This is a genomic window from Paraburkholderia sp. IW21 (assembly GCF_041321145.1).
Lineage (GTDB): Bacteria > Pseudomonadota > Gammaproteobacteria > Burkholderiales > Burkholderiaceae > Paraburkholderia.
On record NZ_JBGGWA010000003.1, the window covers coordinates 177,603 to 204,199 of the forward strand.

At 59.0% G+C, this 26,597-nt stretch carries 14 protein-coding genes; 10 read left to right on the forward strand and 4 right to left on the reverse strand.

Annotated features, from left to right (window positions below; translation table 11 throughout):
• Positions 1 to 17: 17 nt before the first annotated feature.
• From ACAX43_RS08110 to ACAX43_RS08135, 6 genes are all read left to right on the forward strand, one after another.
• Complete coding sequence (locus ACAX43_RS08110; protein WP_370707893.1) at positions 18 to 1,118, forward strand: YeiH family protein; 1,101 nt, start codon at positions 18 to 20, stop codon at positions 1,116 to 1,118.
• Between the two features lie 145 nt (positions 1,119 to 1,263).
• Positions 1,264 to 2,001, forward strand: a complete 738-nt coding sequence (locus ACAX43_RS08115; protein WP_370707894.1) for a glutathione S-transferase — start codon at positions 1,264 to 1,266, stop codon at positions 1,999 to 2,001.
• 112 nt (positions 2,002 to 2,113) lie between these two features.
• Positions 2,114 to 3,847, forward strand: a complete 1,734-nt coding sequence (locus ACAX43_RS08120; protein ID WP_370707895.1) for a ClcB-like voltage-gated chloride channel protein — start codon at positions 2,114 to 2,116, stop codon at positions 3,845 to 3,847.
• Between the two features lie 207 nt (positions 3,848 to 4,054).
• Positions 4,055 to 5,392 (forward strand): C45 family autoproteolytic acyltransferase/hydolase, encoded by a 1,338-nt coding sequence (locus ACAX43_RS08125; protein WP_370707896.1) that lies wholly within the window; start codon positions 4,055 to 4,057, stop codon positions 5,390 to 5,392.
• A 155-nt stretch (positions 5,393 to 5,547) separates the two neighbouring features.
• Positions 5,548 to 5,799: a hypothetical protein gene (locus tag ACAX43_RS08130; RefSeq protein WP_370707897.1), complete on the forward strand. Its 252-nt coding sequence runs from the start codon at positions 5,548 to 5,550 to the stop codon at positions 5,797 to 5,799.
• 25 nt (positions 5,800 to 5,824) lie between these two features.
• Positions 5,825 to 6,055: a DUF2795 domain-containing protein gene (locus tag ACAX43_RS08135; RefSeq protein WP_370707898.1), complete on the forward strand. Its 231-nt coding sequence runs from the start codon at positions 5,825 to 5,827 to the stop codon at positions 6,053 to 6,055.
• A 146-nt stretch (positions 6,056 to 6,201) separates the two neighbouring features.
• Here ACAX43_RS08135 and ACAX43_RS08140 read toward each other — a convergent pair whose 3' ends face one another.
• Positions 6,202 to 7,248: a LysR family transcriptional regulator gene (locus ACAX43_RS08140; RefSeq protein WP_370707899.1), complete on the reverse strand. Its 1,047-nt coding sequence runs from the start codon at positions 7,246 to 7,248 to the stop codon at positions 6,202 to 6,204.
• Between the two features lie 267 nt (positions 7,249 to 7,515).
• Between ACAX43_RS08140 and ACAX43_RS08145 the strand changes: the two genes are divergently transcribed.
• Positions 7,516 to 7,728: a hypothetical protein gene (locus ACAX43_RS08145; protein WP_370708307.1), complete on the forward strand. Its 213-nt coding sequence runs from the start codon at positions 7,516 to 7,518 to the stop codon at positions 7,726 to 7,728.
• A gap of 15 nt (positions 7,729 to 7,743) precedes the next feature.
• Here the strand turns inward: ACAX43_RS08145 and ACAX43_RS08150 are convergent, their stop codons facing one another.
• Positions 7,744 to 8,361, reverse strand: a complete 618-nt coding sequence (locus ACAX43_RS08150; protein ID WP_370707900.1) for a TetR/AcrR family transcriptional regulator — start codon at positions 8,359 to 8,361, stop codon at positions 7,744 to 7,746.
• Between the two features lie 219 nt (positions 8,362 to 8,580).
• Here ACAX43_RS08150 and ACAX43_RS08155 point away from each other — a divergent pair, with 219 nt between their 5' ends.
• Genes ACAX43_RS08155 through ACAX43_RS08165 form a run of 3 tightly spaced genes read left to right on the forward strand, consistent with a single transcriptional unit; the run spans position 8,581 to position 14,331 of the window.
• Positions 8,581 to 9,738, forward strand: a complete 1,158-nt coding sequence (locus ACAX43_RS08155) for an efflux RND transporter periplasmic adaptor subunit (RefSeq protein WP_370707901.1) — start codon at positions 8,581 to 8,583, stop codon at positions 9,736 to 9,738.
• Positions 9,735 to 12,857 carry an efflux RND transporter permease subunit gene (locus tag ACAX43_RS08160; RefSeq protein WP_370707902.1) on the forward strand — a complete coding sequence of 1,041 codons (3,123 nt, stop codon included), beginning with the start codon at positions 9,735 to 9,737 and terminating at the stop codon, positions 12,855 to 12,857. Before ACAX43_RS08155 ends, ACAX43_RS08160 begins: the two co-directional genes overlap by 4 nt.
• Before the next feature lie 4 nt (positions 12,858 to 12,861).
• Positions 12,862 to 14,331 (forward strand): efflux transporter outer membrane subunit, encoded by a 1,470-nt coding sequence (locus ACAX43_RS08165; RefSeq protein WP_370707903.1) that lies wholly within the window; start codon positions 12,862 to 12,864, stop codon positions 14,329 to 14,331.
• Here ACAX43_RS08165 and ACAX43_RS08170 read toward each other — a convergent pair.
• Both ACAX43_RS08170 and ACAX43_RS08175 read right to left on the reverse strand, forming a co-directional pair.
• Entirely contained in the window at positions 14,328 to 23,744 is a 9,417-nt protein-coding gene (locus tag ACAX43_RS08170; protein ID WP_370708308.1) for a cytotoxic necrotizing factor Rho-activating domain-containing protein, read from the reverse strand. The two genes, ACAX43_RS08165 and ACAX43_RS08170, sit on opposite strands and share 4 nt — an antisense overlap.
• Positions 23,745 to 25,366: 1,622 nt before the next feature.
• Complete coding sequence (locus ACAX43_RS08175; protein WP_370707904.1) at positions 25,367 to 26,245, reverse strand: lipid A biosynthesis lauroyl acyltransferase; 879 nt, start codon at positions 26,243 to 26,245, stop codon at positions 25,367 to 25,369.
• Between the last annotated feature and the right edge of the window lie 352 nt (positions 26,246 to 26,597).

The following is a 26,597-nucleotide window of genomic DNA, read 5'->3' on the forward strand; positions in this document are numbered from 1 at the left end:
AGAAAGGCGCTACGCCCATGTCCACCGCTCATCTCACCGTTTCCGCCACACCCGCCGGGTCTTCGAAGTCGTCGACCCGGGGCCAGCTCAACGGTATTCTGTTCGTCGCACTGTTCGCCGCCGCCGTCACCCGGATCGCCTCGATCCCGGCCATCGCCGGTTTGGGTTTGAGTCCGCTGATTGTCGGCATCGTGGCGGGCGCCATTTATGGCAACGCACTGCGCGACGGCATGCCCGAAAGCTGGGCGGCCGGCGTCAATTTCTCGGCGCGCAAGCTCCTGCGCATCGCTGTCGCATTCTTCGGGCTGCGTGTGAGCCTGCAGGAAATCGCTCAAGTCGGCTTGCCCGGCCTCGCGGAGTCGGCGCTGGTTGTCGTGAGCACGCTCGTGATCGGCACGTGGGCCGGGATGAAAATCATGAAGCTCGACCGCGATACGGCGCTGCTCACGGCGGCCGGCAGTGCGATCTGCGGCGCGGCCGCCGTGCTTGCATTCGAATCGACGCTGCAATCGAAGCCGCACAAGAGCGCGATGGCGGTGGGCAGCGTGGTCCTGTTCGGCACGCTGTCGATGTTCCTCTACCCGGTGCTGTTCAAGGCGGGCTGGCTGCATCTGGACACGGTCGGCGCGGGCCTTTTCTTCGGCGGCACGATTCATGAAGTGGCGCAGGTGGTCGGCGCGGCCAGCAACGTAAGCCCGGAAGCGACCCACATCGCCACCATCGTCAAGATGACCCGCGTGATGCTGCTGGTGCCGGTGCTGCTGGTGGTCGGCATGTGGGTGAACCGCTCGGCGCGCAGCGCGGCCGCCACCGCAACGGCCGAAGGCGGCCAGCAACTCGCGCCTCGCAAGCTGGCGATTCCCTGGTTCGCGCTCGGTTTCCTCGCCTTCGTCGTGCTCAACTCGCTGCGCGTCTTGCCTGAAAGCGCGACCAGCACGCTGAACATGCTCGACACCTTTGCGTTGACCATGGCCATGACCGCGCTCGGCATCGAAACCCGCGTCGCGCAGATCCGCCAGGCCGGGCCCCGCGCACTGACCACCGGCTTCATCCTGTATGTGTGGCTGATTGCCGGCGGACTGGGTATCACATGGACCGTCCAGCACCTGTTCGGCTAAGCCGCCCTCGCCTCCAGACCAACCCCGCCGCGTGCGGGGTTTTGTGCATTCGGGAGAACCATCCGGCACGCATGCGCGGCATACTGGCTGCTGACGTAACCCGTTCACGCAAACCCGTTCATGCAAGCGGAATGAGGATCGATCGATGAGCCTGGAGCTTTATTATTGGGACGGCCTGCAGGGCCGCGGCGAATTCGTGCGGCTCGCACTGGAAGAAGCCGGCGCCCCCTATGTGGAAGTGGCGCGCGGCGACCCGTCCGCGGGACTCGGCACGAGCGCGATGATGGCGGTGATGAAGAGCAAGGACGAACCGCATCCGCCGTTCGCGCCGCCGTTTCTGAAAGACGGCGACCTGGTCGTCGCGCAGACCGCCAATATCCTGTTCTATCTCGGGCCGAGGCTCAACCTGGCGCCATCAGTCGAAAGCCTGCGCTACGTCGCCAACGGTCTGCAACTGACGATCGCCGACGTGGTGACCGAAGCGCACGATACGCATCATCCGCTCGCCAGCGCCCTCTACTATGAAGACCAGAAAGACGCCGCCAAGGTGCGTGCGCACGATTTCATCGACAAGCGGATTCCCAAGTTCATGGGCTACTTCGAGCGCGTGCTGAAACAGAATCCGGCCGGCGACACGTTCATGGTGGGCGACGCGCTCACTTACGTCGACCTGTCGATGTTCCAGTTGATCGACGGTCTGCTGTACGCTTTTCCGCGCGCGCTCAAGCGTTTCGGCGAACACTATCCGCGCCTCGCCGCATTGCACGACGCGGTGATCGAGCGGCCGAACATCGCCGCGTATCTTCAGTCAGACCGGCGCATCGAGCATAACGAGGCCTGCATCTTCCGGCACTACCCGGAACTCGACAAGGCGCCGACTTGACCTGCGGCGCTTTTCGTCGTCCACTCCCCGCATCGCGCCCGCTTCCAACAGCGAGCGCGATGCTGTTGCCGTGTGCGCATTTCATCCACCTATCACGCCCTCTACTGCCGACGTGCTTTCATTCCTGCTGAAGCTGCGCACCCGCGCCCAACACCTGTTCCGTCTCTCCGAAGCCCACACGATGCTGGTCTGGTCGGTGGTGGTCGGCGTCGCGGGCGCCTTCGCGACGATTGCCTTTCGCGAAGGCATCGCGTTGCTGCAACTGGCGGTTGTCGGCAAGTCCGGCAGCTTTGTCGAAATGGCGCGCAGCTTGCCCTGGACGGTGCGGGTGTGGCTGCCCGCCGCCGGCGGCCTGATCGCCGGCTCTTTTCTGTTGATCGCGCAGCGTCACGTCGACAAGCGCAATCACATCGACTACATGGAAGCGGTCGCGATCGGCGACGGCGTGGTGCCGGTCAAGCTGAGCTTCTGGCGCAGCGTGTCGTCGCTGTTCACGATTGCGAGCGGCGGTTCGATCGGCCGCGAAGGTCCGATGGTGCAACTGGCGGCGCTGGCCGCGTCGCTGATCGGCCGCTGGGTGCATTTCGATCCGCCGCGCCTGCGCCTCCTCGTAGCCTGCGGCGCGGCGGCCGGGATAACCTCCGCGTACAGCGCGCCGATTGCCGGCGCGTTTTTCGTCACCGAGATCGTGCTCGGCTCGATCGTGATGGAAAGCTTCGGCCCCGTGGTGGTCGCAGCGGTGGTCGCCAACATCACGATGCGCGAGTTCACCAGCTACAAGCCGCCGTACGAAATGCCGGTGTTTCCGCCGGTCACCGGTGCCGAAGTCGTGCTGTTCGTCGCACTCGGGCTGCTGTGCGGCGCGGCCGCGCCGCAGTTTCTGCGACTGATCGGCTTCTCGAAAGCAAACTTTCGCAAGCTGCCCGTGCCGCTGCCGATCAGGCTTGCGTTGGGCGGTCTGGTAGTCGGCATTCTGTCGGTATGGACGCCCGAGGTGTGGGGCAACGGCTATAGCGTCGTCAATTCCATCCTGCATTCACCGTGGACCTGGACCGCGCTCGTCCTCGTGCTGGTGTTCAAGATCGTCGCGACGTCGGCGACCGTGGGTTCAGGCGCGATCGGCGGGGTGTTCACGCCGACACTGTTCGTCGGCGCGGTAGTCGGTTCGCTGTTCGGCCAGGGCATGCACGCGCTTTGGCCGCACGGCACCTCAGCGCCGTTCGCCTATGCGATGGTCGGCATGGGCGCGTTTCTGGCCGGTGCGACACAGGCGCCGCTGATGGCGATCCTGATGATCTTCGAAATGACGCTCAGCTATCAGGTGGTGCTGCCGCTGATGGTGTCGTGCGTGGTCGCGTATTTCGTGTCGCGCGCGATCGGCAAGACGTCGATGTACGAAATCACGCTGCGCCGCAATCAGCAGGAGCAGGAGCGCAGCCGCCTGCGCGCCACGCAGATGCGCGAACTGATCCGCCCCGCCGAAACCGTCGTGCCGCCGAACGCGACCGTCCACGACATGACGCGTGTGTTCCTCGAATATCCGGTGAAGTATCTGTATGTCGCCAACGAGTCAGGCGCATTCCTCGGCGTGGTCGCGCTCAAGGACATCACATCCGATCTGCTCGACAAGCGGGAGACCGCCACAAAAACCGCCGCGGATTATCTGCAGCCGCATTTCGACGTGCTCACGCCGGATATGCCACTGGGGGTCGCGTTGCAGCACTTCCTTGCGTTCCAGGGGGAGCGGCTGCCGGTGGTCGAAAGCGCTGCGGATCCGAAGCTTGCGGGGGTGGTCTATAAGACGTCGCTGCTCGATGCCTATTTCCGCATGAATCCGACGCGCTGAGGCGGCGTTCAGGCCTCTGGGCGTTTTGTCGCGTGGCCGTTTCGAGTCCGCGCGGCATGGTGCGGTGCCGCCCGGACAGCCCGTTCGGCGGCCGTGCAAAGCACGTTAGATTCTCTACAATTGGGGAAGCCGCTGCAGTGATTGCCAGCAGCGCGCGTTACGCCAAGACGGGCGCAGCGAGACGCCCGCCCTTCGATCGGAGCGAAGATGAGCGAACCGTCCCTCGATGCCGTGCGCCGCGACCAGGCGGGCTGGATCTTTCTGCATATCGAAGGCGAGCCGTACGATCGCGGCGAGCAGCACGGCCAGTTGCTCGCCACGGAAATCCAGAACGCGATCCGCACCGCCCGCTACCTGGCGAAGTGGGATACCGGCGAAGACTTCGACACCTTCGTCGATGCCGCTGTCTCACAGTTCGCCTCGAAGCTCGACACTGAATTCGCCGACGAAATCCAGGGCATCGCCGACGGCGCGAAGCTGCCGTTCGCCGAAGTGCTGGCATGGAACGGCTATATGGATTTGCTGCAAAGCTGGTGGCCCACCCACGCGGCGCAGCAACAGCCGCGGCTCGGCCTGAAACCATGGCGCGGGCGGCGCGGCCATCACTGCAGCGCGTTCATCGCCACCGGCGGCGCCACCCGCGACGGCCGCATCGTCATGGCGCACAACTCGTGGGACCGCTACGCCGCCGGCGACGCATTCAATGTCGTGTTCGACATCGTGCCGGATCGCGGCCACCGCATCCTCATGCAAGGCCTGCCCGGCTGCATCTCCAGCCTCACCGATTTCTGGGTCACCGCGGCCGGACTGATGGTGACCGAAACCACGATCTCCAACTTTGTCGGCTACAACGCGGCGGGTGCACCGGAGTTCTATCGCTCGCGGCGCGCCTCGCAGTACGCCAACAGCATCGGCGAATGGTGCGAGATGTTCGCGGTCGCCAATAACGGCGGCTATGCGAACAGCTGGCTGCTCGGCGATACCAAGACCGGCGAGATCGCGCGCTACGAACTCGGGCTGCACTATTCCGGCTTCGAGAGTACGAAGGACGGGTTCTACAGCGGCTATAACACCGCGACCGATCTGAAGATCCGCAACCAGGAATGCATCGGCGAAGGCGAAGACTATACGGACGTGCGCAAGAACGGCGCGCGCCGGCTGCGCTTCATGCAACTCGAAGAAATGCATCATGGCAAGATCGACGTCGAACTCGCGAAAGAGATGATCGCCGACCATCACGATGTCTATCTCGACCGCAATGACAATCCCTGCTCGCGCACTATTTGCGGGCATCTGGAACTGGACGACGCGCGCTTCGGCGGCACCGATCACGGGCCGTTCAACCCATGGGGCGCCAATGACGGCAAAGTGGCCGACAGCGAAATGGCGCGCGCCATGGCCTTCTCCGCGCGCTGGGGACACCCGTGCGGCCGGCCGTTCGACGCCCAGGCGTTCATGAAGCGGCATCCGCAGTGGAACTGGCTCAACGGTTATATGCGCGACCGGCCATCGTGGCCGTGGACGCGGTTCGACGTGCTGCGCTAGATTTGCGCGCGTCGCGGCCAATTGCCATCTAAGATGGTAGATGCGCGCCGGCCGCGTATCGCAACGCCGCGCGTAGCTTGCGCCTTCCTTTCGACGCGGGGACGGCACAGCGCTTGCTCAACGCTTAGCGCCGCATGAGCTTAGGAGGTCGGGCGATGAAAATCTCGACACTGTCGATCATGGTGACGCTGTCAGCCTCGTGTTTCGCCGCGCCGGTTCATACCGCGCTGGACAGCACCGCCCCTAGCCTTGCCGATCGCGCCAACGCCGCACCCGTCGCCCCCGCGGCACCGGACGTCGCTGCCACGGACGACACGCGTCCGCAACACTGGCAACACATCGCGCTGCCTAAGTCGCGGCATCTGGATCGAAGCTTCACGGGCCAGAACGAGCACTTACAGACTTGAAAACAGCAGCCACAGGAGCGCTTGCATGACCGCATCGGCTATTCCCGGCGAATCGATTGATCTGCAGATTGCCGACGTTCTGCGCGAAGTCCGTTTTCCGACCTACAAAGACGCGCTAGTCGACGCCGCACGCGAAGCCGGCGCGAGCAACGAGGTGGTGTCGATGCTCGACGGTTTGCCGGAGCAGGATTATGCCGACGTAGCCTCGGTCACACGTCTGCTCGGTGGCAATTACGGGCCGGGCCTCGGAGCATGAGCGGGAAGCCGGCCTTAACGCTGGGTCCGGCGTGATGTAATCAACGTCCCATTCGCTTTCGGCGAAGATAACCCGAGTGCGTAGAGCCGACTAAGGCCGACGCCGCGCGCCTCGACGATGCGCTTGAAACGCTCGCCCGAGGCTCGTCAAACCGCCGACGACGCCAAGGTTCGCGCGCGCGAGGCTTGGGGCTTCGGCCGCGCCGCTTTGCCCGGCATGCCGGCCACCGGCAGATTGCCGGTGGCCGGCGAGAAGGCAACGGCACGCCGCGGCGTCATGGCGCGTGGATCGCGGACGCGATCGTCGGCCGCGCGGAAATGCTCGACGAGGTGATCGATAAAGGTGCGCACTTTCGCCGGTAAATGAAGGCGGCTCGGATAGACAATCGTGATTTCGACTTGCGGCAGGCGGTAATCGCTGAGCAAGGGTACGAGCCGTCCCGACGCCAGGTCCCGGCCGATCAGGTAACTCGGCAAAATCGCCACGCCCATGCCCAGCAGGGCGAACTGTCGCAGCATTTCGGTGTTGTTGGCGGCGATCGCGTTGGCGGGCCTCACACGCACTTCGCCGTTCGGTCCGGTAAAGACCCGTTCGTCGCCGCCCTGCCCGGCCGGCCGACTCAGACACGGATGCATCAGCAGATCTTGCGGGCGGGTCGGCGTTCCATGCTGCTGGATATAAGCGGGCGTCGCGCAGACCGTCATGTAGCCGGTGGTGAGGCGGCGCGTGACGGTGCTCGCGCTGCGCATCTGCCGCGCAACCAGGATGCCGACGTCGAACCCCTCTTCAACCAGATCGACGTGACGATCCACCAGCGTCACATCCGGCACGACATCCGGATAGCGCGCGGTGTACGACTGCACGACCGGCGCCAGGCTATGCAGGCCGAACACCACCGGCGCGACGATGCGCAAGGTGCCGACCGGTTCGTGATTGCGCGCCACCACCATCTGCTCGACGCCTTCCAGATCGTCGAGAATGCGACGCACCCGTTCCAGATAGGTCGCGCCGGCTTCGGTCAGTGAAAGTCGGCGCGTCGTTCGATTGAGCAGGCGGGTGCCGAGGCGCGCTTCCAGATCGGCGACGTGCCGCGTGACGACGGCGGTGGAAAGATCCAGGGCGGCGGCCGCGCGGACGAAACTGCCGAGGTCGGCCACTTTGACGAACACACGCATCGACTGTAGTTGATTCATGGGACGACTCCTACCTCGATAAAGCCGGGCCGGCGCAACGACGCCGCCTGTGTCGACCCGAGCGGCCAAGCGCGCACGGGTTTGCCCAACGATTCGATTCTATCGACCCTGTCATGTCCCAACCCTGACCTGAACATGACAAACCAGTCAGGTTCCTGAGGCGCTCGCGTGACGCGTGCGAGGCATAGTGCGGATTTTTACTAGGTATAAACCCTTATATTCTGCTAACATAGCGCCCGAACGGAAATTAATCGCTAATTGATCGCTATGTCACCTCGTTTTCAGCTTTTCGAAAAAATCGCGTTTTCACTGGTTTGCTGGTCTGCGGCGGCCTGTTCGGCCTTTATCGCTTACGAGCGGTGCCCGGACATCAAGGTCGTCCTGCACGTGGGTGAAGAAGTCCTGCGCTACAGCGGGCAATATTCGTTCGTCTGCGCGACGCCAGCTGCTGATGCTTGCGCGCAGTTGACCCCGAACTGATTCGTCCCAGCCGCATTACGCGTTGCGCCCGAACACCACGCGCGCGAAAAATCCCGCCAGCACCGTTTCCGCCATCTCCGTCGGCACGTTCTGCGGGTCGACGGTGTAGAAGAACTGCACGCCGTCGCACAAACCCATCAAGCCCATCGCCAGCGTCTCCGCCGGCAACAGCAGCGGTGTACCCGCGCGCGCCGAAAACTCGCGGATGTACGCGCTCAACTGTTCCAGCTTCTCGTGCATGAACGCGTTAAAGCGTATGCGGAAGCGGCTGTCGCGCACGGCCAGCAGCTTCGCCTCCACCCACAGCAGGAAACACTTGTTCTCACGATGCAGGCTGCTGTAGTAGCGCAGCACGCGCTCTTCCATCTCCTCGCGCGAAGCCGCGTTTTCGAAGATGGCCTGAAGGCCCGCCTGCATCGTCTCGTGATCGCGCCGCAGTAGTTCGAGAAACAATTCGTTCTTGCTGCGGAAGTTCGAATAGAACGCGCCGCGCGTATATCCCGCCGCTCCGGCGATGTCTTCGACACTCGCCGCGACAAAGCCCTTCTTCATAAAAATTGCTTGCGCAGCGTCGAGCAGACGCAGACGCGTCTGGTCTTTGCTCTGCTCGCGTGTAAGTCGTTGCCGTTTCATGAGCGCCAGTCTAGCACTGAAAAGAATCCAAATTCATTCCTACATTCAAATACAGGTGTGTATTAGAATGCAGTCAACCATTCGAAGTCAGATGCGTACGCCAGCAGCATGATTCGGCCCACGCGTCTTCGCTGGCGGGCCGCTGCGGCTTGCCGTGTTCGTTCGCCGTCTCCAGTTGGGGTAATTGTGAAGCGTCCCGGTCCTCCCGCATCGTCTGCAGTGCGCCAGCAGTCCCATCGGCGTGTCCGTCCCGCGCGGCTGCGCCGCGCAGCATTCGCCCTCGCTCTCGCCGGCGCCCTCACGCTGGCCGCCTGTTCGAAGAAAGAAGCGGCCGCGCCCGCGCCGCGTCCGGTGGTCGCTGTCGCGGTGCACGCGGACGGCAATGCCGCCCAGGCGACCTCGTTGCCAGGCGAAGTGCAAGCACGCTACGCGACGCCACTGTCGTTTCGCGTCGGCGGCAAGATCATCGAACGGCGCGTACGCCTCGGCGACGTGGTGAAGAACGGACAGATACTCGCCCGGCTCGATCCGGCCGATGCGCAGAAGAATGCCGGCAGCGCGCAGGCTCAACTGGACGCCGCGCAGCACAGCCTCGTGTATGCGAAGCAGCAGCTCGATCGCGACCAGGCACAGGCGAAAGAAAACCTGATCGCGCCCGCCCAGCTCGAACAGACCACCAACGCCTACGCATCCGCCGCCGCGCAGCGCGACCAGGCCGCGCAACAGGCGGCTTTGTCGAAAGACCAGTTGCAGTACACCACGCTCGTTGCCGATCACGCGGGCGTAATCACCGCCGAACAAGCCGACACGGGCCAGAATGTGTCCGCGGGCCAGGCCGTCTACAACCTTGCGTGGAGCGGCGATATCGACGTGGTCTGCGACGTGCCGGAAAGCGCGCTATCGGCGCTCTCAGTCGGCCAAACCGCCAAGGTCGTCCTCGCGGCGTTGCCGGGGCGTACTTTCACCGCGCGCGTGCGCGAACTGTCCCCCGCCGCCGATCCGCAAAGCCGCACTTACCGCGCCAAGCTCACGCTCGACAATCCCGGCCCGGACGTGCGCCTCGGCATGACCGCGGACATCACGCTCGCTACGGTGCCGCCGTCGAATGCCTCGGCGAATCAGGGCAATTCCTTCACCGTGCCCGCCACCGCACTGTTCCACGCGGGCACGCAGCCGGCCGTGTGGGTCGTGCGTGCCGCGGACAACGCCCTGGAACTGCGCCGCGTGACGGTCACCCGCTACAACGAGCGCACGATTGTGATCTCCCAGGGAATCAAGGACGGCGAACGCGTCGTACTGCAAGGCGTGCACACCGTGACCGCCGGCGAGAAAGTCCACGTGATCCCGCCGCTGCATCCCGAGGATTTTGCTTCATGAGCACCGCGCATGAAGAAGGACGCTTCAACCTGTCCGCATGGGCGCTGCGCCATCAGGCGCTGGTCGTTTTCCTGATCGCACTCTCCACCGCGTTTGGCATCCTCGCCTATACACGGCTCGCGCAATCCGAAGACCCGCCCTTCACGTTCCGCGTGATGGTGATCCGCACCTTCTGGCCCGGCGCGACCGCGCGCCAGGTGCAGGAACAGGTCACCGACCGCATCGGCCGGAAATTGCAGGAAACACCCGCCATCGATTTCGTACGCAGTTACTCGCGCCCTGGCGAATCGCTGATGTTCTTTTCGATGAAAGACTCGGCGCCGGTGAAAGACGTCCCCCCAACCTGGTATCAGGTGCGCAAGAAAGTCGGCGACATCGCAGCAACCTTGCCGCAGGGTATTCAAGGCCCGTTCTTCAACGACGAATTCGGCGACGTCTACACCAACATCTATACGCTCGAGGGCGACGGCTTTTCCGCCGCGCAACTGCACGATTACGCGGACCAGTTGCGCACGGTGCTGCTGCGTGTGCCAGGCGTCGGCAAGGTCGATTATTTTGGCGATCCGGATCAGCACATCTACATCGAGATCGCCAATACGCAACTCACGCGTCTTGGCATCTCGCCGCAACAACTCGGTCAGGCGATCAATTCGCAGAACAGCGTCTCGCAAGCAGGCACGCTGACCACCACCGACGACCGCGTGTTCGTGCGCCCCACCGGCCAGTTCAAGGACGTCAATGCGCTCGCCGACACGCTGATCCGTATCAACAACCGCTCGTTCCGTCTCGGCGACATCGCCACCATCAAACGCGGCTACGACGATCCGGTCGCCACGCAGATGCGCTCCGGCGGCAAGGCGGTGCTCGGCATCGGCGTGACGATGCAGCCGGGCGGCGACGTGATTCGTCTGGGCAAGGCGCTCGATCAGGAAACCGTCCGGCTACGCAAGTATCTGCCCGCCGGCTTGCAGTTGGTCGAAGTGTCGAGCATGCCGAACGCGGTGGCGCATTCAATCGACGATTTTCTCGAGGCCGTCGCCGAGGCGATTGCGATCGTGCTGGTGGTCAGCCTTCTGTCGTTGGGGGTGCGCACCGGCATGGTGGTCGTGATCTCGATACCTGTCGTGCTGGCCCTCACGGCGCTGTGCATGTATCTGTTCGACATCGGTTTGCACAAGGTGTCGCTGGGCACGCTGGTGCTCGCTTTGGGGCTATTGGTCGACGATGCGATCATCGCGGTCGAAATGATGTCGGTGAAGCTGGAACAAGGCTGGAGCCGCACGCGCGCCGCGGCCTTTGCGTACACCAGCACCGCCTTGCCGATGCTGACCGGGACTTTGGTGACCGTGTCCGGCTTCCTGCCGATTGCCCTGGCGAAGTCGAGCACCGGCGAATACACGCGCTCGATCTTCGAAGTGTCGGCAATCGCGCTGATCGCGTCGTGGCTCGCGGCCGTGGTGCTGATTCCGCTGCTCGGCTATCACATGCTGCCCGAGCGCAAGCGTCAGGAACACGAAGCGGAGGATCACGAACATAACATCTACGACACGCGCTTCTATAAGCGGCTGCGTGGCTGGATCGGCTGGTGCATCGAGCGGCGTTTCGTCGTGCTGGCGATCACCGTCGTGCTGTTCATTCTGGCCATGGCAGGCTTCACGTTGGTGCCGCAGCAATTCTTCCCGAGCTCGGACCGTCCCGAGTTGCTGGTGGATGTGCGTTTGCCCGAAGGCGCTTCGTTCGAAGCGACGCTGCGGCAAGCACAGCGGTTGGAAAAGGCGCTGGTGGGCCGGCCGGAAATCGATCATACGGTGGACTTCGTCGGCACCGGTGCGCCGCGTTTCTATCTGCCGCTCGATCAGCAGTTGCCGCAGCCCAACTTCGCGCAGTTCGTGATCACGGCGAAGTCGGTGAAAGATCGCGAGAAGCTCGCGCAATGGCTCGAACCGGAACTGCGCAACCATTTTCCGGCGATCCGCACCCGCCTGTCGCGCCTCGAGAATGGACCGCCGGTCGGCTATCCGGTGCAGTTCCGGGTGAGCGGCGACGATATCGCCACTGTGCGTTCCATTGCCGAACGCGTCGCCGCGATCATGCGCGCCGACCACGGCACCAGCAACGTCCAGTTCGACTGGGACGAGCCCGCCGAGCGCTCGGTGCGCTTCGAAGTCGATCAGAAGAAAGCGCGCGAACTCGGCGTGAGCTCCGAAGACATCTCGAGCTTCCTCGCGATGACGCTGTCCGGCTACACCGTCACGCAGTATCGCGAGCGCGACAAGCTGATCAGCGTCGATCTGCGCGCGCCCAAGGCGGAACGCGTCGACCCCGCAAAGCTCGTCACGCTGGCGATGCCGACACCGAACGGACCGGTGCCGCTCGGCACCCTCGGCCATCTGCGCAACGACCTCGAGTATGGCGTGATCTGGGAGCGCGACCGGCAACCCACCATCACCGTGCAATCCGACGTGGCGCCGGGCGCGCAAGGCATCGACGTTACGCATGCGGTCGATAAAGCCTTGAGTCAGGTTCGCGACACGCTGCCGGTTGGCTACCGGATCGAAGTCGGCGGCTCGGTCGAGGAAAGCGCCAAGGGACAAACGTCGATCAATGCGCAGATGCCGATCATGATCATCGCCGTGCTGACGCTCCTGATGATCCAGCTGCAGAGCTTCGCGCGCGTGCTGATGGTGGTGCTGACCGCGCCGCTCGGTTTGATCGGCGTGGTCAGCACGCTGCTGCTGTTCGGCCAGCCGTTCGGCTTCGTCGCGATGCTCGGGGTGATCGCCATGTTCGGCATCATCATGCGCAACTCGGTGATTCTCGTCGATCAGATCGAGCAGGATATTGCTGCGGGACATAAGCGCTTCGATGCGATCGTCGGTGCGACGGTGCGGCGCTTCCGGCCGATCACGCTGACCGCCGCTGCCGCCGTGCTCGCGCTGATCCCGCTGTTGCGCTCAAACTTCTTCGGCCCGATGGCAACCGCGCTGATGGGCGGCATTACGAGCGCGACCATCCTCACGCTGTTCTATCTGCCGGCCCTGTACGCGACGTCGTTCAGAGTTCGCGGCGACGAGCGCGAGCCGCCGGCGCCGTCCGGCACGACGCATTCGGGGAACTGAGATCATGGCTACCTTTGCATTCCCTCGACACCTGCGCCTCACGCTTCTCAGCGGCGCCGCGCTGACCCTCGCCGCGTGCTCGTTCGGCCCAAACGGCGAGCCGCCCGCCATGCCGCAACCGGCTCACTACGGCGCCGAAGCGCAGCCGACGCAAACCGTGCCCGCCCAAGGCATCACCCAGCAATTCGTAGTCGGCGCCAAGGCCGTGCCCGAATGGTGGAAGCTGTATCAATCGGAGGCGCTGAACGCACTGGTCGACGAAGGCTTGCGCAACAGCCCGACGCTTGCCGCGACCGACAGGAGCCTGGCCGCCGCGCGCGAGCAATTGCGTGCGCAGATCGGCAGTTCGCTGCTACCGACCATCGACGCGGGCGGCCAGGCCACCCGCAATCGTGCGCTGGCGATCCCCGAGGCCGGTCCGAATACGTTCCTCTACAACATCTTCGTCGGTCAATTGCAGGCGCATTACACGTTCGACCTGTTCGGCGCCTCGCGTCTCGCCGATACTGCGCTCGCTGCTCGCGTGAATGTGCAGGCCTATCAGTTCGAAGCCGCGCGCCGCGCGCTGGCCGCCAACATCGTGACGGCGGCGATCACGAGTGCGGCGTTGCGTGCGCAGATCGACACGACCGAGCGGCTCGTGACGATTACCAACGATCAGGCGCGCGACACGCAACGGCGCTACGCTTTGGGCGCGGTCTCGCACGCCGATCAGTTGAGTGCGCAACAAAGTGCGGCGAGTCTGTCAGCGAGTTTGCCAGGGTTGAAGCAGCAATGGCTGACGACGCGTCATGCTCTGGCGGTGCTGCTTGGCCGCACGCCGGACGCGGCTCCGGACGACCTCGATCTTGCGCAACTGCATGTGCCTGAACAGGTGCCGGTGGTGGTACCGTCCGAGCTGCTGCGCGCCCGGCCCGACATTCAGGCCGCGGACGCTTCATTGAAAGCCGCGGCGGCCGATATCGGCGTCGCGACGGCGCAGATGTTTCCGAGTCTCTCGCTGAGTGCGTCGATGGGACAAGGCGGCTTTAGCTGGCCGGTGGCGCTGTCCGGCGCGGGGGCGATCTGGAGTATTGGCGCGTCTTTGTCACAACCGCTGTTCCATGGCGGCGCCCTGTTCGCAGAGCGCCGCGCGGCGGTCGACACGTATGACGCCACGGTTTCGCAATACAAGCAGACCGTGCTGGCCGCGTTCCAGAACGTCGCCGATACACTTGCAGCGCTGCAGCACGACACGCAGGCGCTCGACGCGGCGAGCATTGCCGCGCGTTCGGCGCAAGGCATTTTCGATGAGACGTCGGAACGCTACCGGCTGGGCGCGTTACCGATCGCGTCGACGCGGTCGAGCGAACAGCAGTTTCGCAACGCGCAGCTCGATGAGATCCGCTATACGAGCGCGCGGCTGACGGATACGGCGGCCTTGTTTCAGGCGATGGGGAATCCGCCTGCGCAGTCCGGGTCAGCGCCGCCTTAATCGCCAAGCAACTCAAACAGTGAATGCCCCCATCCGCCTAGCGATCGCACCTCCGTTTCCGTGAGCACCCAATTCCACATTGCGAGGTCGTTAAAGGCCATCGTGCCGTACCCGTCATTGCGACGCGAGTGATAATTGCCTAGTGCGTCCTCATTAAGCCCGATGGTCGAGTGAGTACCGGTGATTCTGCCCATATCCATACCGCGCAGATCCAACGTCGCCGCTTGACAGGCACCGGACGTTTCACACACGTAAGCCGTCGCAGTCGAAGCCGCCGTGTCGAAAGTCATCGCGACGTAGACCCAGGCGTCGCGGCTGAATGGAATGAACTTATCCACACCATTTTTGCCGTCACCCACATTGAACTTCAGCCAACCATCTTTTTGCTGATCGATCACGAAGCCGGGATTCACGCTGGCACTCCAGTCCTTATTGCCCAGCACAGGCGCATGGTTCTGCACGCCGTCAGACTTGAACCAGAAGCCGATTGAAAATTGCGGATGGCTGCTGACGTCGTCTGCCAGCTTCATACCATTCAGCGCGCCCGGCGCCCAATTTAGCGAGAACACCTGCATCGCTTCGCCGCTGAAATGGTCAGCGATGAATGCAGCATGGGTAGTCGATGAGCCGTCGAACGGCTGCAGCGAGACATTCGGCGCGACCAGGTCGGCGGGACTATTTTCGAATGGGAAAAAGTGAATCAGTCCACCGGTAAGCCCCGACATGGCTAACGCATCGAGCTCTTGCTGGGTTAGCACATGATCCCACATGGCGAGATCGTCGAAGGTCATCGAACCGTGCGTGTGGCCGTAGCGCGAGTAATAGTTGCCGAGCACGTCTTCGTTCAGGGCGATGGTTCCGTGAGCGCCAGCAATTCCGGACATGTCCATACCGTCCAGATTCAAGGTCGCTGTCTGCGCGCCATGGATCGGATCGCCCACATAAGCGGTCGCAGTCGACGCGGCGGTGTCGAAGGTCATCGCTACGTAAACGCAGGCGTTCCTGGTGAATTTAATAAACGCGTCGGCACGCTTGCTGCCGTCGGCAACATTGAACTTCAACCAGCCATTTTTTTGCTGATCGATCACGAAGCCGGGATTCAGGCCTACCCCCCAGTCCTTGTTGCATAGCACAGGCGCATGGTGTTGCACACCGTCAGACTTGAACCAGAAGCCGATTGAAAATTGCGGGCGGCTGCTGACGTCGTCGGCCAGCTTCATACCATTCAGCCCGTCCCCGCCCCTGTTCAGCGACGACACCTGCATAGCCTTGCCGCCGAAACTGTCGGCGACGGATGTCCCGGTGGTGGTCGACGTGCTGTCGAACGGTTGCAGCGACACATTCGGAGCAATCACGTCCGCGAGACCATTTTCGAACGAAAAGAAATGAATAAGTCCTGCCTCACAGGCAGGGTCGCGCACGGGCCCATTCTCATCGATTTTCGCAGGCGCGGTAGCCAGCAGAGTCCGCAACAATGCACGTGCTGTCTGATCGTCGCCAGGCGCAGGCATGACCTCACCGGGCGCACGGTCAGGTGAAGCCGTGGATGATGCCGCCTTGGTCGAGGTAGCGCCATCCTCACGGTACCAAGGAGCTTCTCTGACTAAAAAAGAACCTTCAACATAAGTCCGAGCGTCGACTGGATACGCCGGGCTGAATTCCAGCGCATTTTCATACGACGAAAAATCCTTGTATTTGACCGTAGCCGTCGAATTTGCCAATGCCTCCCGACATGCCCTCAACCATTGCTGCTCCGCCTTCACCAGCGGACCGCCAATATTCTCAATAAGCGCCCGCGCGGTGGGATCAAGAATAAATCTTACGGTAGGGAAATTCAGCACGAACGCGAAATGAGCCTTGTTGATAGCCGACGTCCTGTCACTCTCCCAATAATTGATTGCGCGCACCTCTATGGAAAAATCCTGATCTCGAACAAGATTTTTAAGGCCTTCGACCTTTCTTGCATCTTCCGTTGATAGTCCATTTTCGTCAAACCCTTTAACAATTCCACTGGATTCGCTGCCAAAGAAAAGATTCCACAATCTCTGCACGGCATTTCTGGAATTTTCATAAGGATTGGAAATATAATTTTTAATTTCCGAATCTTGCGAAAAAACAGTCTCGATAAAAGATTCCTTTTCTTTCTCATCAGCCCCAAGTTCAATCAAAGGCTCATTTTCCAGCCGGATTTCCTCAAATTTTCTTCTTTCAAAATTCTCATCGAAATTTTTCAGAATGTATTCCGAATTATCGAGCGTTAAAATTCCTGCCTTTCCTTCTCGCATGACCACCGACATGTCCTCAGAGTAAGTAGTGACTTTTACCTTACCCTTGTCTTTGACAAGCAGCGCATACGCAACACCCACCCGCGAACCATCCGACTCAAATGCTTTATTATAATCGAATTGATTTACATTATCTTCAACCCGGGTCGTTCTCGTCGACACCCCATCTGGCATCACCTTGCCAAAATAATTTAGGGTACTCTTATCGTAAGTCGATAAGATATCAATTAACGCATCGTTGCCCGGCACGGTCACGCCACTTTCGTCAGCCAATTTGTTATCCGCGACGTTATACCCGGGTACAGTTCGCCCGGTGAGCGAAAGATGCGCTCTATAGAGACTTGCCGCCCCCTCTCGACTAGTCAACCAACCAGAGTTGCCCGACATTTGACCCGAATGGTACGCGTAGAACATATTCCCATCTACGGCATAAGCCATTGTACAGCCGCTCAAGTCACCCGCCGATATAATAAACGGCTTACCTTCAGGAAGTTGATCGAGCGGAATACTGATTCCAATCGTACCTGACTGACCATTTGATACTTCGATTACCACCACATTACTATCTAGCGAGTCCGTTGCGCCCCACGATCCCATGGCAGGCCCGTTTCTCGATATAGAGTCTGCCTGGTCTCCAGGGGAAATACCAACAAAACCATGCAATCTGCCATCTTCCCTGCTAATTTCAGAAAGGGTAAACTTTTGCGGCTGCAGATCTGCAGTGTCAACCACAGCATCGCTTCTTACAAAATTAAAATCAATACCGGGGCTGCTTGCTGATTTAGCGAACAACACCCCGCGGCCGATTAGCGGCTGCACGCGACCATGTCGTAATGCTCCCTTGTCCGTTCCCACCAATTGCAACCTCGATCCCGAGCCTCGCGTCGGAAAAACCCATGGCAATGAGCCCTCCGGCTTATCTTTCCAGGCGTTGTATTTTTTTAAAAAATTGTCGTGCAGATCGGGATGCTTTTTTATATAAGAAACGTGGGCTAACAGACAGGAAATCGCTTCACCGTCTGCTGACTTCACCATGCCTGCCAGAACGGGTTTCACGACGCCTGAAACGTCAAGCCCATTACCGGATATTTTTGCAGACGGCTCCGTAAGCTCCGCGAGACCGGCTACACCGTGACTCGCCCTGAGCATTACGGCTGACATCAGTCCCACCAGTTCGTCTTTATTTTTAAAATTCTCAGCACCAATGTCAACGACTGCGTCTATGTAAGCTTTAATAACGGGATGACGCGCCGCACCAGAATTTAATTCGATCTCCAGAAAATCTGTAATTTCACTAACAGAATAGCCGCTGCGATAGACGACATTATTGGTTTTTAAATTCTTCAGAAATTCATGCTGCTCTCCAAGCGAAGAAAGCAGCTTCCCTTTTAATGCATCATCATGCCCTCCAATAAAAATATCCAGCAGATTGTCGATCTCTCTTTTATTTTTCCCATCGCGGATATCTTTCTTAAAATTATCTATCAAATCCAAAGATTCGTCACGTGCCCTGGCTAATAAGTCGCTAACGGGTGCAATCTGGTTTTTGGCCGGATGCAATAAATTCCCTACTCTTTCAAATTGATCCAGGGCATTACCGCCTCTTCCCGGGATGTCATTATGCGTGATCCACTGGCCGCTTTCGTCCAATTTCACAGGAACCGCGTAGCTAAACTGCCGTGGATGCTTGGGATCTACGACGCGCCAAGTGCGCGCATAATCATCCCACCGCACCTGATACTTGCCTGAACCAGCTTCAATATAGTATTCAAACCCCTCCGGGTTGGCAGAAGTACTTGCGACAGCGTTGCGGTAGACGCCCTTGTTGAGAGAACCGTCGCCCTTGATCATTCCATCGAGCGAAATGTCATTTTTTCGCCAGTTTTCGTTGATTTTTCCTGGAGTTCCAAGCCTCCCCGAAGGCGCCGCAGGAATTTTCACCGAGGCTGCCACATTTCCGTCTGTTTTGAGTCCCACCGGTTTCATCAAACTGCCCAATCCGCGCGGCTTTGCTGACTTCATTATTCCTTTATAAACAAGAGTAAGACTCGTTTTTAAAGGAACAGGCTCGATCAGATCGTACATCGCGACAATCCCGGTTTTGATATTTTTCGCACCGATTTTCAGCCCCACCTCCGGCAATTTCGCCACTACTGCTTTAACCAGCCGCGCGCCAGTCAGCCCCTGCTTTTGAGCTTCCTGGACCAATCCGGTGATTGCTTTTACAGTACCTTGAGACAATTTTGCCAGTGACAGGCCCAAGGGAACCGCTGTTAAAATAACAGTAAAAGTATCGAACAATAACTGTTTGACATCCGGCACGTGTTCTCTGTCGGTCTGCCAGCGGTAAATCTCACCATAAAATGGTACATATGCATCTGCGATGCTCTGCCAGTAAGATGGATAATATAAGTGATTTTTTTGCCCATTAGCAATTTCATTCAAACATTCCTGGGTAAAAACTTGCATTTCGTTGAACAACAAACCGTCTGATTTACAATAATTTCCTGTTCGTTCGGACATAAGTATCAATGGTACTGAACCAGCATGCGGGGATTTCCCTCCCAAAAATGGAATAACAAAAGATTGTTTCAAGTCTTGCCATTCACGGTTGATATGACCGTCTTTAGCGCCTCCTTGCGGATTAGGCCGAGGTTTCCCATCAAGTCCAGGCACAGGTCCGAGCGGGTTTTTTATCAGAAAACTCAAATACTTGTTTTTGGCCATATCTTTAGCCGAAACATATTTCGATCGCACGGCATCGGCAAAACACGAAACCACGAGCCAGTTTCCGTCATACAGCTCCACGAACGCCACCCCTCCGGCTTTGGCAATATTTTCGATCCGAATGACAAGATCAAATCGGTAAAAATTTTTAAAGATAGAGTACAGTTGCGAAAGACTCAATCCAGACGACACAAGCTGCCCGACCGATATTAAGCTTGCTTCATATTTACTGAATTTATCCTTATAGTCAGCAAATTGATCAGTGAATTCGCGCTGCGTGACGAACTGGTTGCTGTCTTTCATATCCCGCAGCGAAAAAAATCCTTCAGGTTTCTCTCCCTTGCTAGCCAACGGTCCCTTCGCCTTTTTGTCCAGAACAAATTCTTCAATAATCAGCCCAGGAGAAATTGTAAAGCAATCGAACTGTGCTGTAGGGTGCTTGAGGATTCCATAAATAGTTGCCGCCGTGAGAAGCAGCACTCCTTCTACTCCCTCATCAGAAATCGATAGTTCATAATAGGAGTCAAGTAACGACGCATGTGTCTCGCTCCCTGATAACGAACCGTGGCTTTTTTTGTAGAATCTCGCTGCCTCCCTTTGAGCAGAACAGATATCGCGAAAATCGCCGAAAAAATTAATTTTTTTAATTTCATCAATAGGCAAATTAGCTAATAGTTCAAGATATCTTTGAATTAAAGCGGATTGGCTTGACACATACCACTTCGCAACATCTAGTTTCTCCAGCGTCGTCACGTCATCCAGTGTGTAGCCGTTTCGCACCAGCCATTTAACGATCACTTGCGCATAGGCGAGACTAAAAAAAGTAGCACGATACGCAACCGGGCATGCCCGCATGCAGGACAAAATATCCGAGGGAGTGACACCTTTATTCAGATTTGAATTTATTATTTTACGGACTTTATTTATTTCCATCCTATAATCTGCAAGCTGGGTCTCGATGGAATTTACATTTTCATTATAGATAGTTAAATTATTCTTCAGACCTGTTACATTCAACCGGATTTTCTGCACTTCACCTTTATTTCTTGCAAACTCCTCCATGGAATATCTAAAATCTTCACTTTTATTATAGATATTTTTTTTAATATTATCTTTTTCCAGATCGGCTATAACCCAAAACCTCCACATGTAAGCTTTCGCGCCCCCAATTCCATAGCTTCTATTCAGACGGTCCATGGAATTTTGCAATCTCTGCAATTCAGTCGTCAAAGTCTTCGTTCTTTCTCTCAATTCCTCATTTCGCTTTTCCAATTTTTCCGCTGCGGCGCGCATTTGATTAATTTCCAGCGTCAAATTATTGCGATGGGTCGCGAACCTGTTATTTTCGTTAGTCGTCTTCGATGCCTCCAGAAATATGGCATCGTCAACAGAGCCGGGCAACAATGACTGGCCATATTCATTGAGCACGGGTTCCACAACTTCCAGGTTGTAATAATCCCACAATGAACTCGTGTCATTGGAGGTATCATTCCTACCCGAAAATCGTAGGTGACCAATCCGGACTTCCATTTCGTCCCGTGCCAGCATTATTTCAGCCACTGTCGTCGAGTTTTCGACCAGATATTCTTTTGCAAACCAGACGTCACATTGCTCCTTCACTTTATAAAGTAGCTCGGAATATCTTATTTCCTTCATCCCACTCACGACAGCTTGCACAATTTCTTTCAATTGACTCTTTACGTAGCCGTTGTAAAAATCATAGTTGAAGAGATTTTCGATTATGTGAGTACGGTCAAGACGATTCGTTTCCGTAGTCGGCGCTTCGGTACTTGCCACGCTGGCCCTATTCCATCCGCCCTCGGCGAATTGAAGGGAAACAGTTTCTCCGTTCTGATTGGAAAGCTCAGCGTGGCTTCGATCGGCCATGAACCTGAATTTCCAGAACGCACCGTTCACTTTTAAAAACAGATTCCTTTTTTTATTTTCGTAGATACCGTCTGAAATCCTTATCCCGCCACCCGGTTTCACATCTGCGCCTGCCGCGCCCCAGCGCCGAGCCACCCAGGAGGTCAATTCCGGTGAAACTGAAGCTGACTTAGGTATATCCGCTTCGGGGATCGGACCCAGTCGGAGTTTTTTTCTGCCCATGCTGGTGAAGCCCCATAGGAAATTCGGCATGCGCCGAACAATGAGGAGTTGTTTTTTGGTTTTTTCATTTTCCAGATATCCAGCACGCCGTGTCGTCGAAACGAATTTCCAGCAAGCGCCACCGATAAACATGTATGCGGTGCCATTCTTCGACTGATAAACGCCCTTGGTGACCATCTGCATTGGATCGTCTGGAGGCGGCGTAAAAGCTTCGCGCTCTGGCCAGTTATTCCGGATCCACGAACTCAGTTCGTTAGTTGCGGCAGGCGCGATTGTGGTTCCGGTATCGGCGCTCACTGATCTACGGTCCCGACCTGCACGGTCCGCCATGCTTTCCTGCTCAAACCGATACAAAGCCAAGTCGATTAAGTCCCCGGGCATCCCACCATCGCTCGGGATCACCGACTGTCTCATTGCGAGAAAATCATCATCCTCTTCTGTCAGCGTAACGATGAAATCGTCGACCATTTCATCCAGCTCGATGCCGGATGGCCAAGGCTCACCAACCGCGCCGGTTGACGTAGCAAACGACTGGGTTGAGCCAGGGGTCATGGTCGATTCTGAAATGATCTCCGCCTCGGTTTCAATCTGTCGACGAGTGCTATGCGTCGAGCGGCTCAACCCATCGCTCCTGCCATGCATCACAGTGCTGCCGTTCTCGCTAACCGCCGTTGCATCAACGCCTTCCGACACCGCGGATGTCAAATTCTCCCCATGAGCAAGGACTTGCGGAGCAGGTTCATCGCCGTCCGCTTGCTGCAGCCAGGTCACCAGCCGATATAGACCGTATGCTCCTGCGCCCAACGCGCCAACGCCCCCGACCACGCCACCCACGAGCGGGCTCTTCCTGACCAGCGATTGGACGCCCGCTGTTGCGGCCAGCGCACCCGCTTCTCCATCAACCAGCAATGCAGTGTTCTCCACGGTAAGCGCCACGGCCTCCCCGCCGGCCGTACTGAACGCCGCGTGGCCGACGACCGTAGCGGCCGTGGCCGTGGCCGCTGCCATCGGGACTGAAACGTATCCGCCGCTCTTTGCCCCGGGCGATCGCGCGCTGGCCTCTGGAGCAGCGTTGCCCACTACATCCAGCTGGGGTGCCTCAATCGTGGCATTTGTTTGTTCGGCTTGAATTGACTGCGGCGACACCGTGGTCGAGGCCGCCGTTTCTGCACGGCCTGACCATATCGGGTGCTCCGCAACCGCCGTTGCGGATGCATTCGTCCCAGGAATTACATGCGCAGTCACGCCGGTACCAGTCGTGATCGGCGTGGCGTTCGAAGTAGTGTTGATCAGCCTCGAATAGGCCCCGTCTTCACTCGGGTGCCCGACAAGGAAACCATCCGCCTCGCCTTGCCGGCCCATGGCACCGGCCGCCGTCGTCAAGGAAGCCGGCGTTTCCAGACCGAGTTCGCCAATCACCGGCCTCGTGGTATTTGAACGAATCCGGGCAGATCGCGCTTCGTCGAATCGTGCGCGCTTCTCCCGTTTCTGGATGGCCTTTTCCTCCGGACTCAGCACCATCCGCTCGGCCTGCAGGCCCTCCTGCCCGGTATGAATGTCATGCTCCCGGGTGCCTGACGCCGCATTCACGATCGTTTGCAAAACCGCATACCCCTGTACCGCCCGTTGCAGTTTGCCGATCATTCCCGCCATGGTCTGACCAAGCGGGGTTCCGGGAGGCTGCATATCGTTTCCAAGGAGGAATCCATTTGATGGATAAACGGTCCTTCCGAGAAGGTTGGAGACGAGAGGGTTGACTGCCTGCCGCTTGACAAAATATCCGTAGTACGAAAAGAGTGCGACAAGCCCGACACCCATGTAAATATTTTCCCGCTGGCTCGTCAGGCATTCGGGAGTTACCCCGTCCAGCACCTCGTCGATATACCGTTTCGTCTCTTCGGCGATGGCAAATAGAAGGGATTGCGGGGAAAGCAGCTGATAGGGAAGCGCCAGTAGCACCTGGACGAGTCCACCCAGCACATCGCGCTGCCTTAACGCGGCCACCAGGTTGTACACCGTTGTGCCCGCAGCGGCGACGACGCTCGCCATGGGCGAGACTTTCGCCAATGCCCAATATCCAAACGACAATAATCCGCTGTAGGCGAGCCACCCGCTGAGCTGGGACCCGGCGGAAAAAAGCACCCGCTGAAATTCGGTGTGGCAGGCACGCGGAATGTGATGGTATTCAACGAGCGGCGTACTCCATTTAACTTTTTCCCGCGGGCGGAGAAATTCGGGCATTTGATGCCATTCCGAATCGGCCAGCCAAACATCGTGTGCGCCTTGAGGCATCCAGTCGGCATCGCAGGCAGCGTCCTCGAAACCATCGGGGATGAGAACCGGCGACAACGCCTTCAATACGTCATCGGCACCCAGAGCGCGAAAAATCTCCTGCCGTTCCCTGTAGACACGGCTCGCCACGGCTGCGGGGCGGCCTATCTGCTCACCCGCCCGCTTTGCGATATCGGCAGCGGTACGGAAGAAGCCGTTTTCCGGCGTCTCCTGATCGGTGCCTGACGCACTGCGATACGGGTTGGCGAAGGGTGTGAGGCGCCGGACCCGTTTCTGCGGGCAGGACGCTTCATTGGAGCCGGCTTGTTGTGGTTCAAACGCAGGCCTGTCTCGCCGCTCGGGTTGCACCAGCCAGTCGGCGGTAGCCGATGCATCAAGGAACGCATCCGCGTCCGTTTCGTCGACCTCGCCACGTAATCCCGGGCGCGCTCCGACATGTTCAGGTGTTGCGCCAATGTCGTTTCCAATCGCGACAACTCGCGCGCTCCGGGATTCCCGCTTGCGCTCGCCGGGTGTCTTGCGCGCCTCGCAGCGGCTTTGTGGCTGACTCCATTGAACGACCGGACTGTCATCGTCACCCAGCAGAATCGCCTCGAGCTCCGGATGACCGAGCGCGTAGTCCCGTATCTCGCGACGGAAATAATCGGACGCCTCCCGTTCGTTTACAGGCACGCGTCCCCGGAAAATCCGCTTGACCGCATCCGCATTCCCGGACGCTTGCAGCGCCTTCCAGATGGCGTTGAAGAAGCAGTTGCCATCAGGCCGAATCCAGACTCTTTCGCCATCTATCAGCGCCCAGTAGTGCTCCCCCGCCACCTCGATATACACGTCGCCAACGCTGTGCGCTGATGCACCAAAAGACGCATGGGTTGGACCGTTCCAGACGTGAAGCGCGAGGCCGCCCTCCTTCCAGCAGGGAAGTTCAGAAACCAGAAAGGGCATGGAATCCGCCAGCTCAAAATTCCACTCGCCATTGCAGCCGATGCGCTCTACCTGATCGGCCCACCTCGATTGCGCAACATCGGGTTGCTCGACAACATCGTCGTGTCGGCGTGGCTTCGTTCTGGTTGCGGAATAGCTCTCTGCATAGGTGTACATAAGCCCCCTCGGATTCGGACAGTTGACTTTGAGTAGAGCCGTGCGTGACCCGCTCGTGGCGCGCGCCGTTTCCGGCAGGTCATCACTACGCGGCGACGCCTGTCGCAAGGGACGGGGTTCTATCTGGAACAATCTGCACAAGCGATTGCCGGCGCACGCCAGCTAACCGCACGTTGGCGAAGACGCACCTGCCGGTGCTTCGCATGGGTCGCGCTAAACCCTCGACATCGTCGAGAATTAGCGGATATGAATTTCAATATAGCCAGTGCAAGTGACCATCAACGTGATGGCTGTATGACAATTCCGTCATGAGACGGTGATATCGCCGCTGCTGGAACGCGATGCAACATCGCATGCAGTCCCACGCGGGCAATCAGACTCTCAGGATATTCGGCTTGTCCACAGTTTGTGTGGAGATCCCTGTTAATAACACCAGGACAGCCAGCGTAAGTGATTGAGCGCGCATGAATTACCCATGCTGCACCTATGCAGAACGAGTCGGGTCCGTCCCACACTCGTCGAAGTCAATAAACCCCTGCCTCTCCCACAGGTCGATTCTTAAACCGCTTATGCACCCAATAATATTGATCAGGAATCCGTCTTACCTGAGTTTCAAGAAACTCGGTAATCCGCCGCGCATCAACAGCGACATCATCCGAAGGAAAATCGCTTAACGCTTCGAAAATAGTCAGCTTATAGCCACGATAGTCCGGCAGCACTTCCGTCACAAACGGCACAACCCGAGCATTCCCCGCGCGCGCCATCCGCGAAACAGAAGTCAGCGTGCAAGCCGGCACGCCAAAAAACGGCACGAATACCGAATCCCGCAGCCCAAAATCCATATCGGCCGCCAGCATGACCGGCTTGCCCTCACGCAAAACACGCAAAGCCCGCCGCACACTATCGCTACGCGGAATCATCTCCGTGCCGAAGCGCCCGCGCTGCCGCTTGGCCATCGCGTCGAGCAGGAGGTTCGACATCGGCGTGTACAGGGAAGCAACCGGATGCCGCGTCGAATACATCATGCAGCCCGCCTCGATACCGACAAAATGGAAGCCGACAAAAATCGTCGGCTGGCCTTGCATGTCGGCGAGGTCGATCGCACTCTCCACTTCGACAAGGCGCGCGAGCGCCTGCGCGTTGCCGAACCATTGGGGGCCGCGCTCGACATAACTGCGGATCACATGACAGAAATGCGCGCGCGCAAGGCGTTCGCGCGCTTCGTCGCTCATGTCGGGAAAACACAGTTTCAGATTGGTATGCACGACGCGCCGGCGGGCGCTCGGAATCCGGTACAGCAACGCACCGATGCCGGTGCCGATGCGCGCGACAACGCCGTATGGCAGCAACGCGAACGCGCGCAACAGGCCTGTCATCAGACAGATGAGTATTCGACTTTTCACGAGGCAAAGACCTGGTGGATGCTGAATGGCAAACACGCCGGCCGCGGCAGTCTCACAGTTGCCCACGGACGAAGTGGCATGCGCGCGCGTCAAGCGGGTCTCGCGCGGCGCGAAATTTCGAAGATGGACGTCGCACTCGCGGCGAGACGCCGCAGTGCTGGAGGCCGAAACCGCGGAGGAATCGAGCGTCCCTGGGGGACCCAATTTTGAGACAGCGCAGGCGTGATTAAAACACACTGCGGAGGGCGGGAGCAAAAGCTTCTGACGCCGCGGCTGCGCAACCGCGCGACGAAGCCAGGCGAGGCGCGGACTTTCCTCGCCTGCTCAAAGACTTGCGTGAGCGGCCATACGG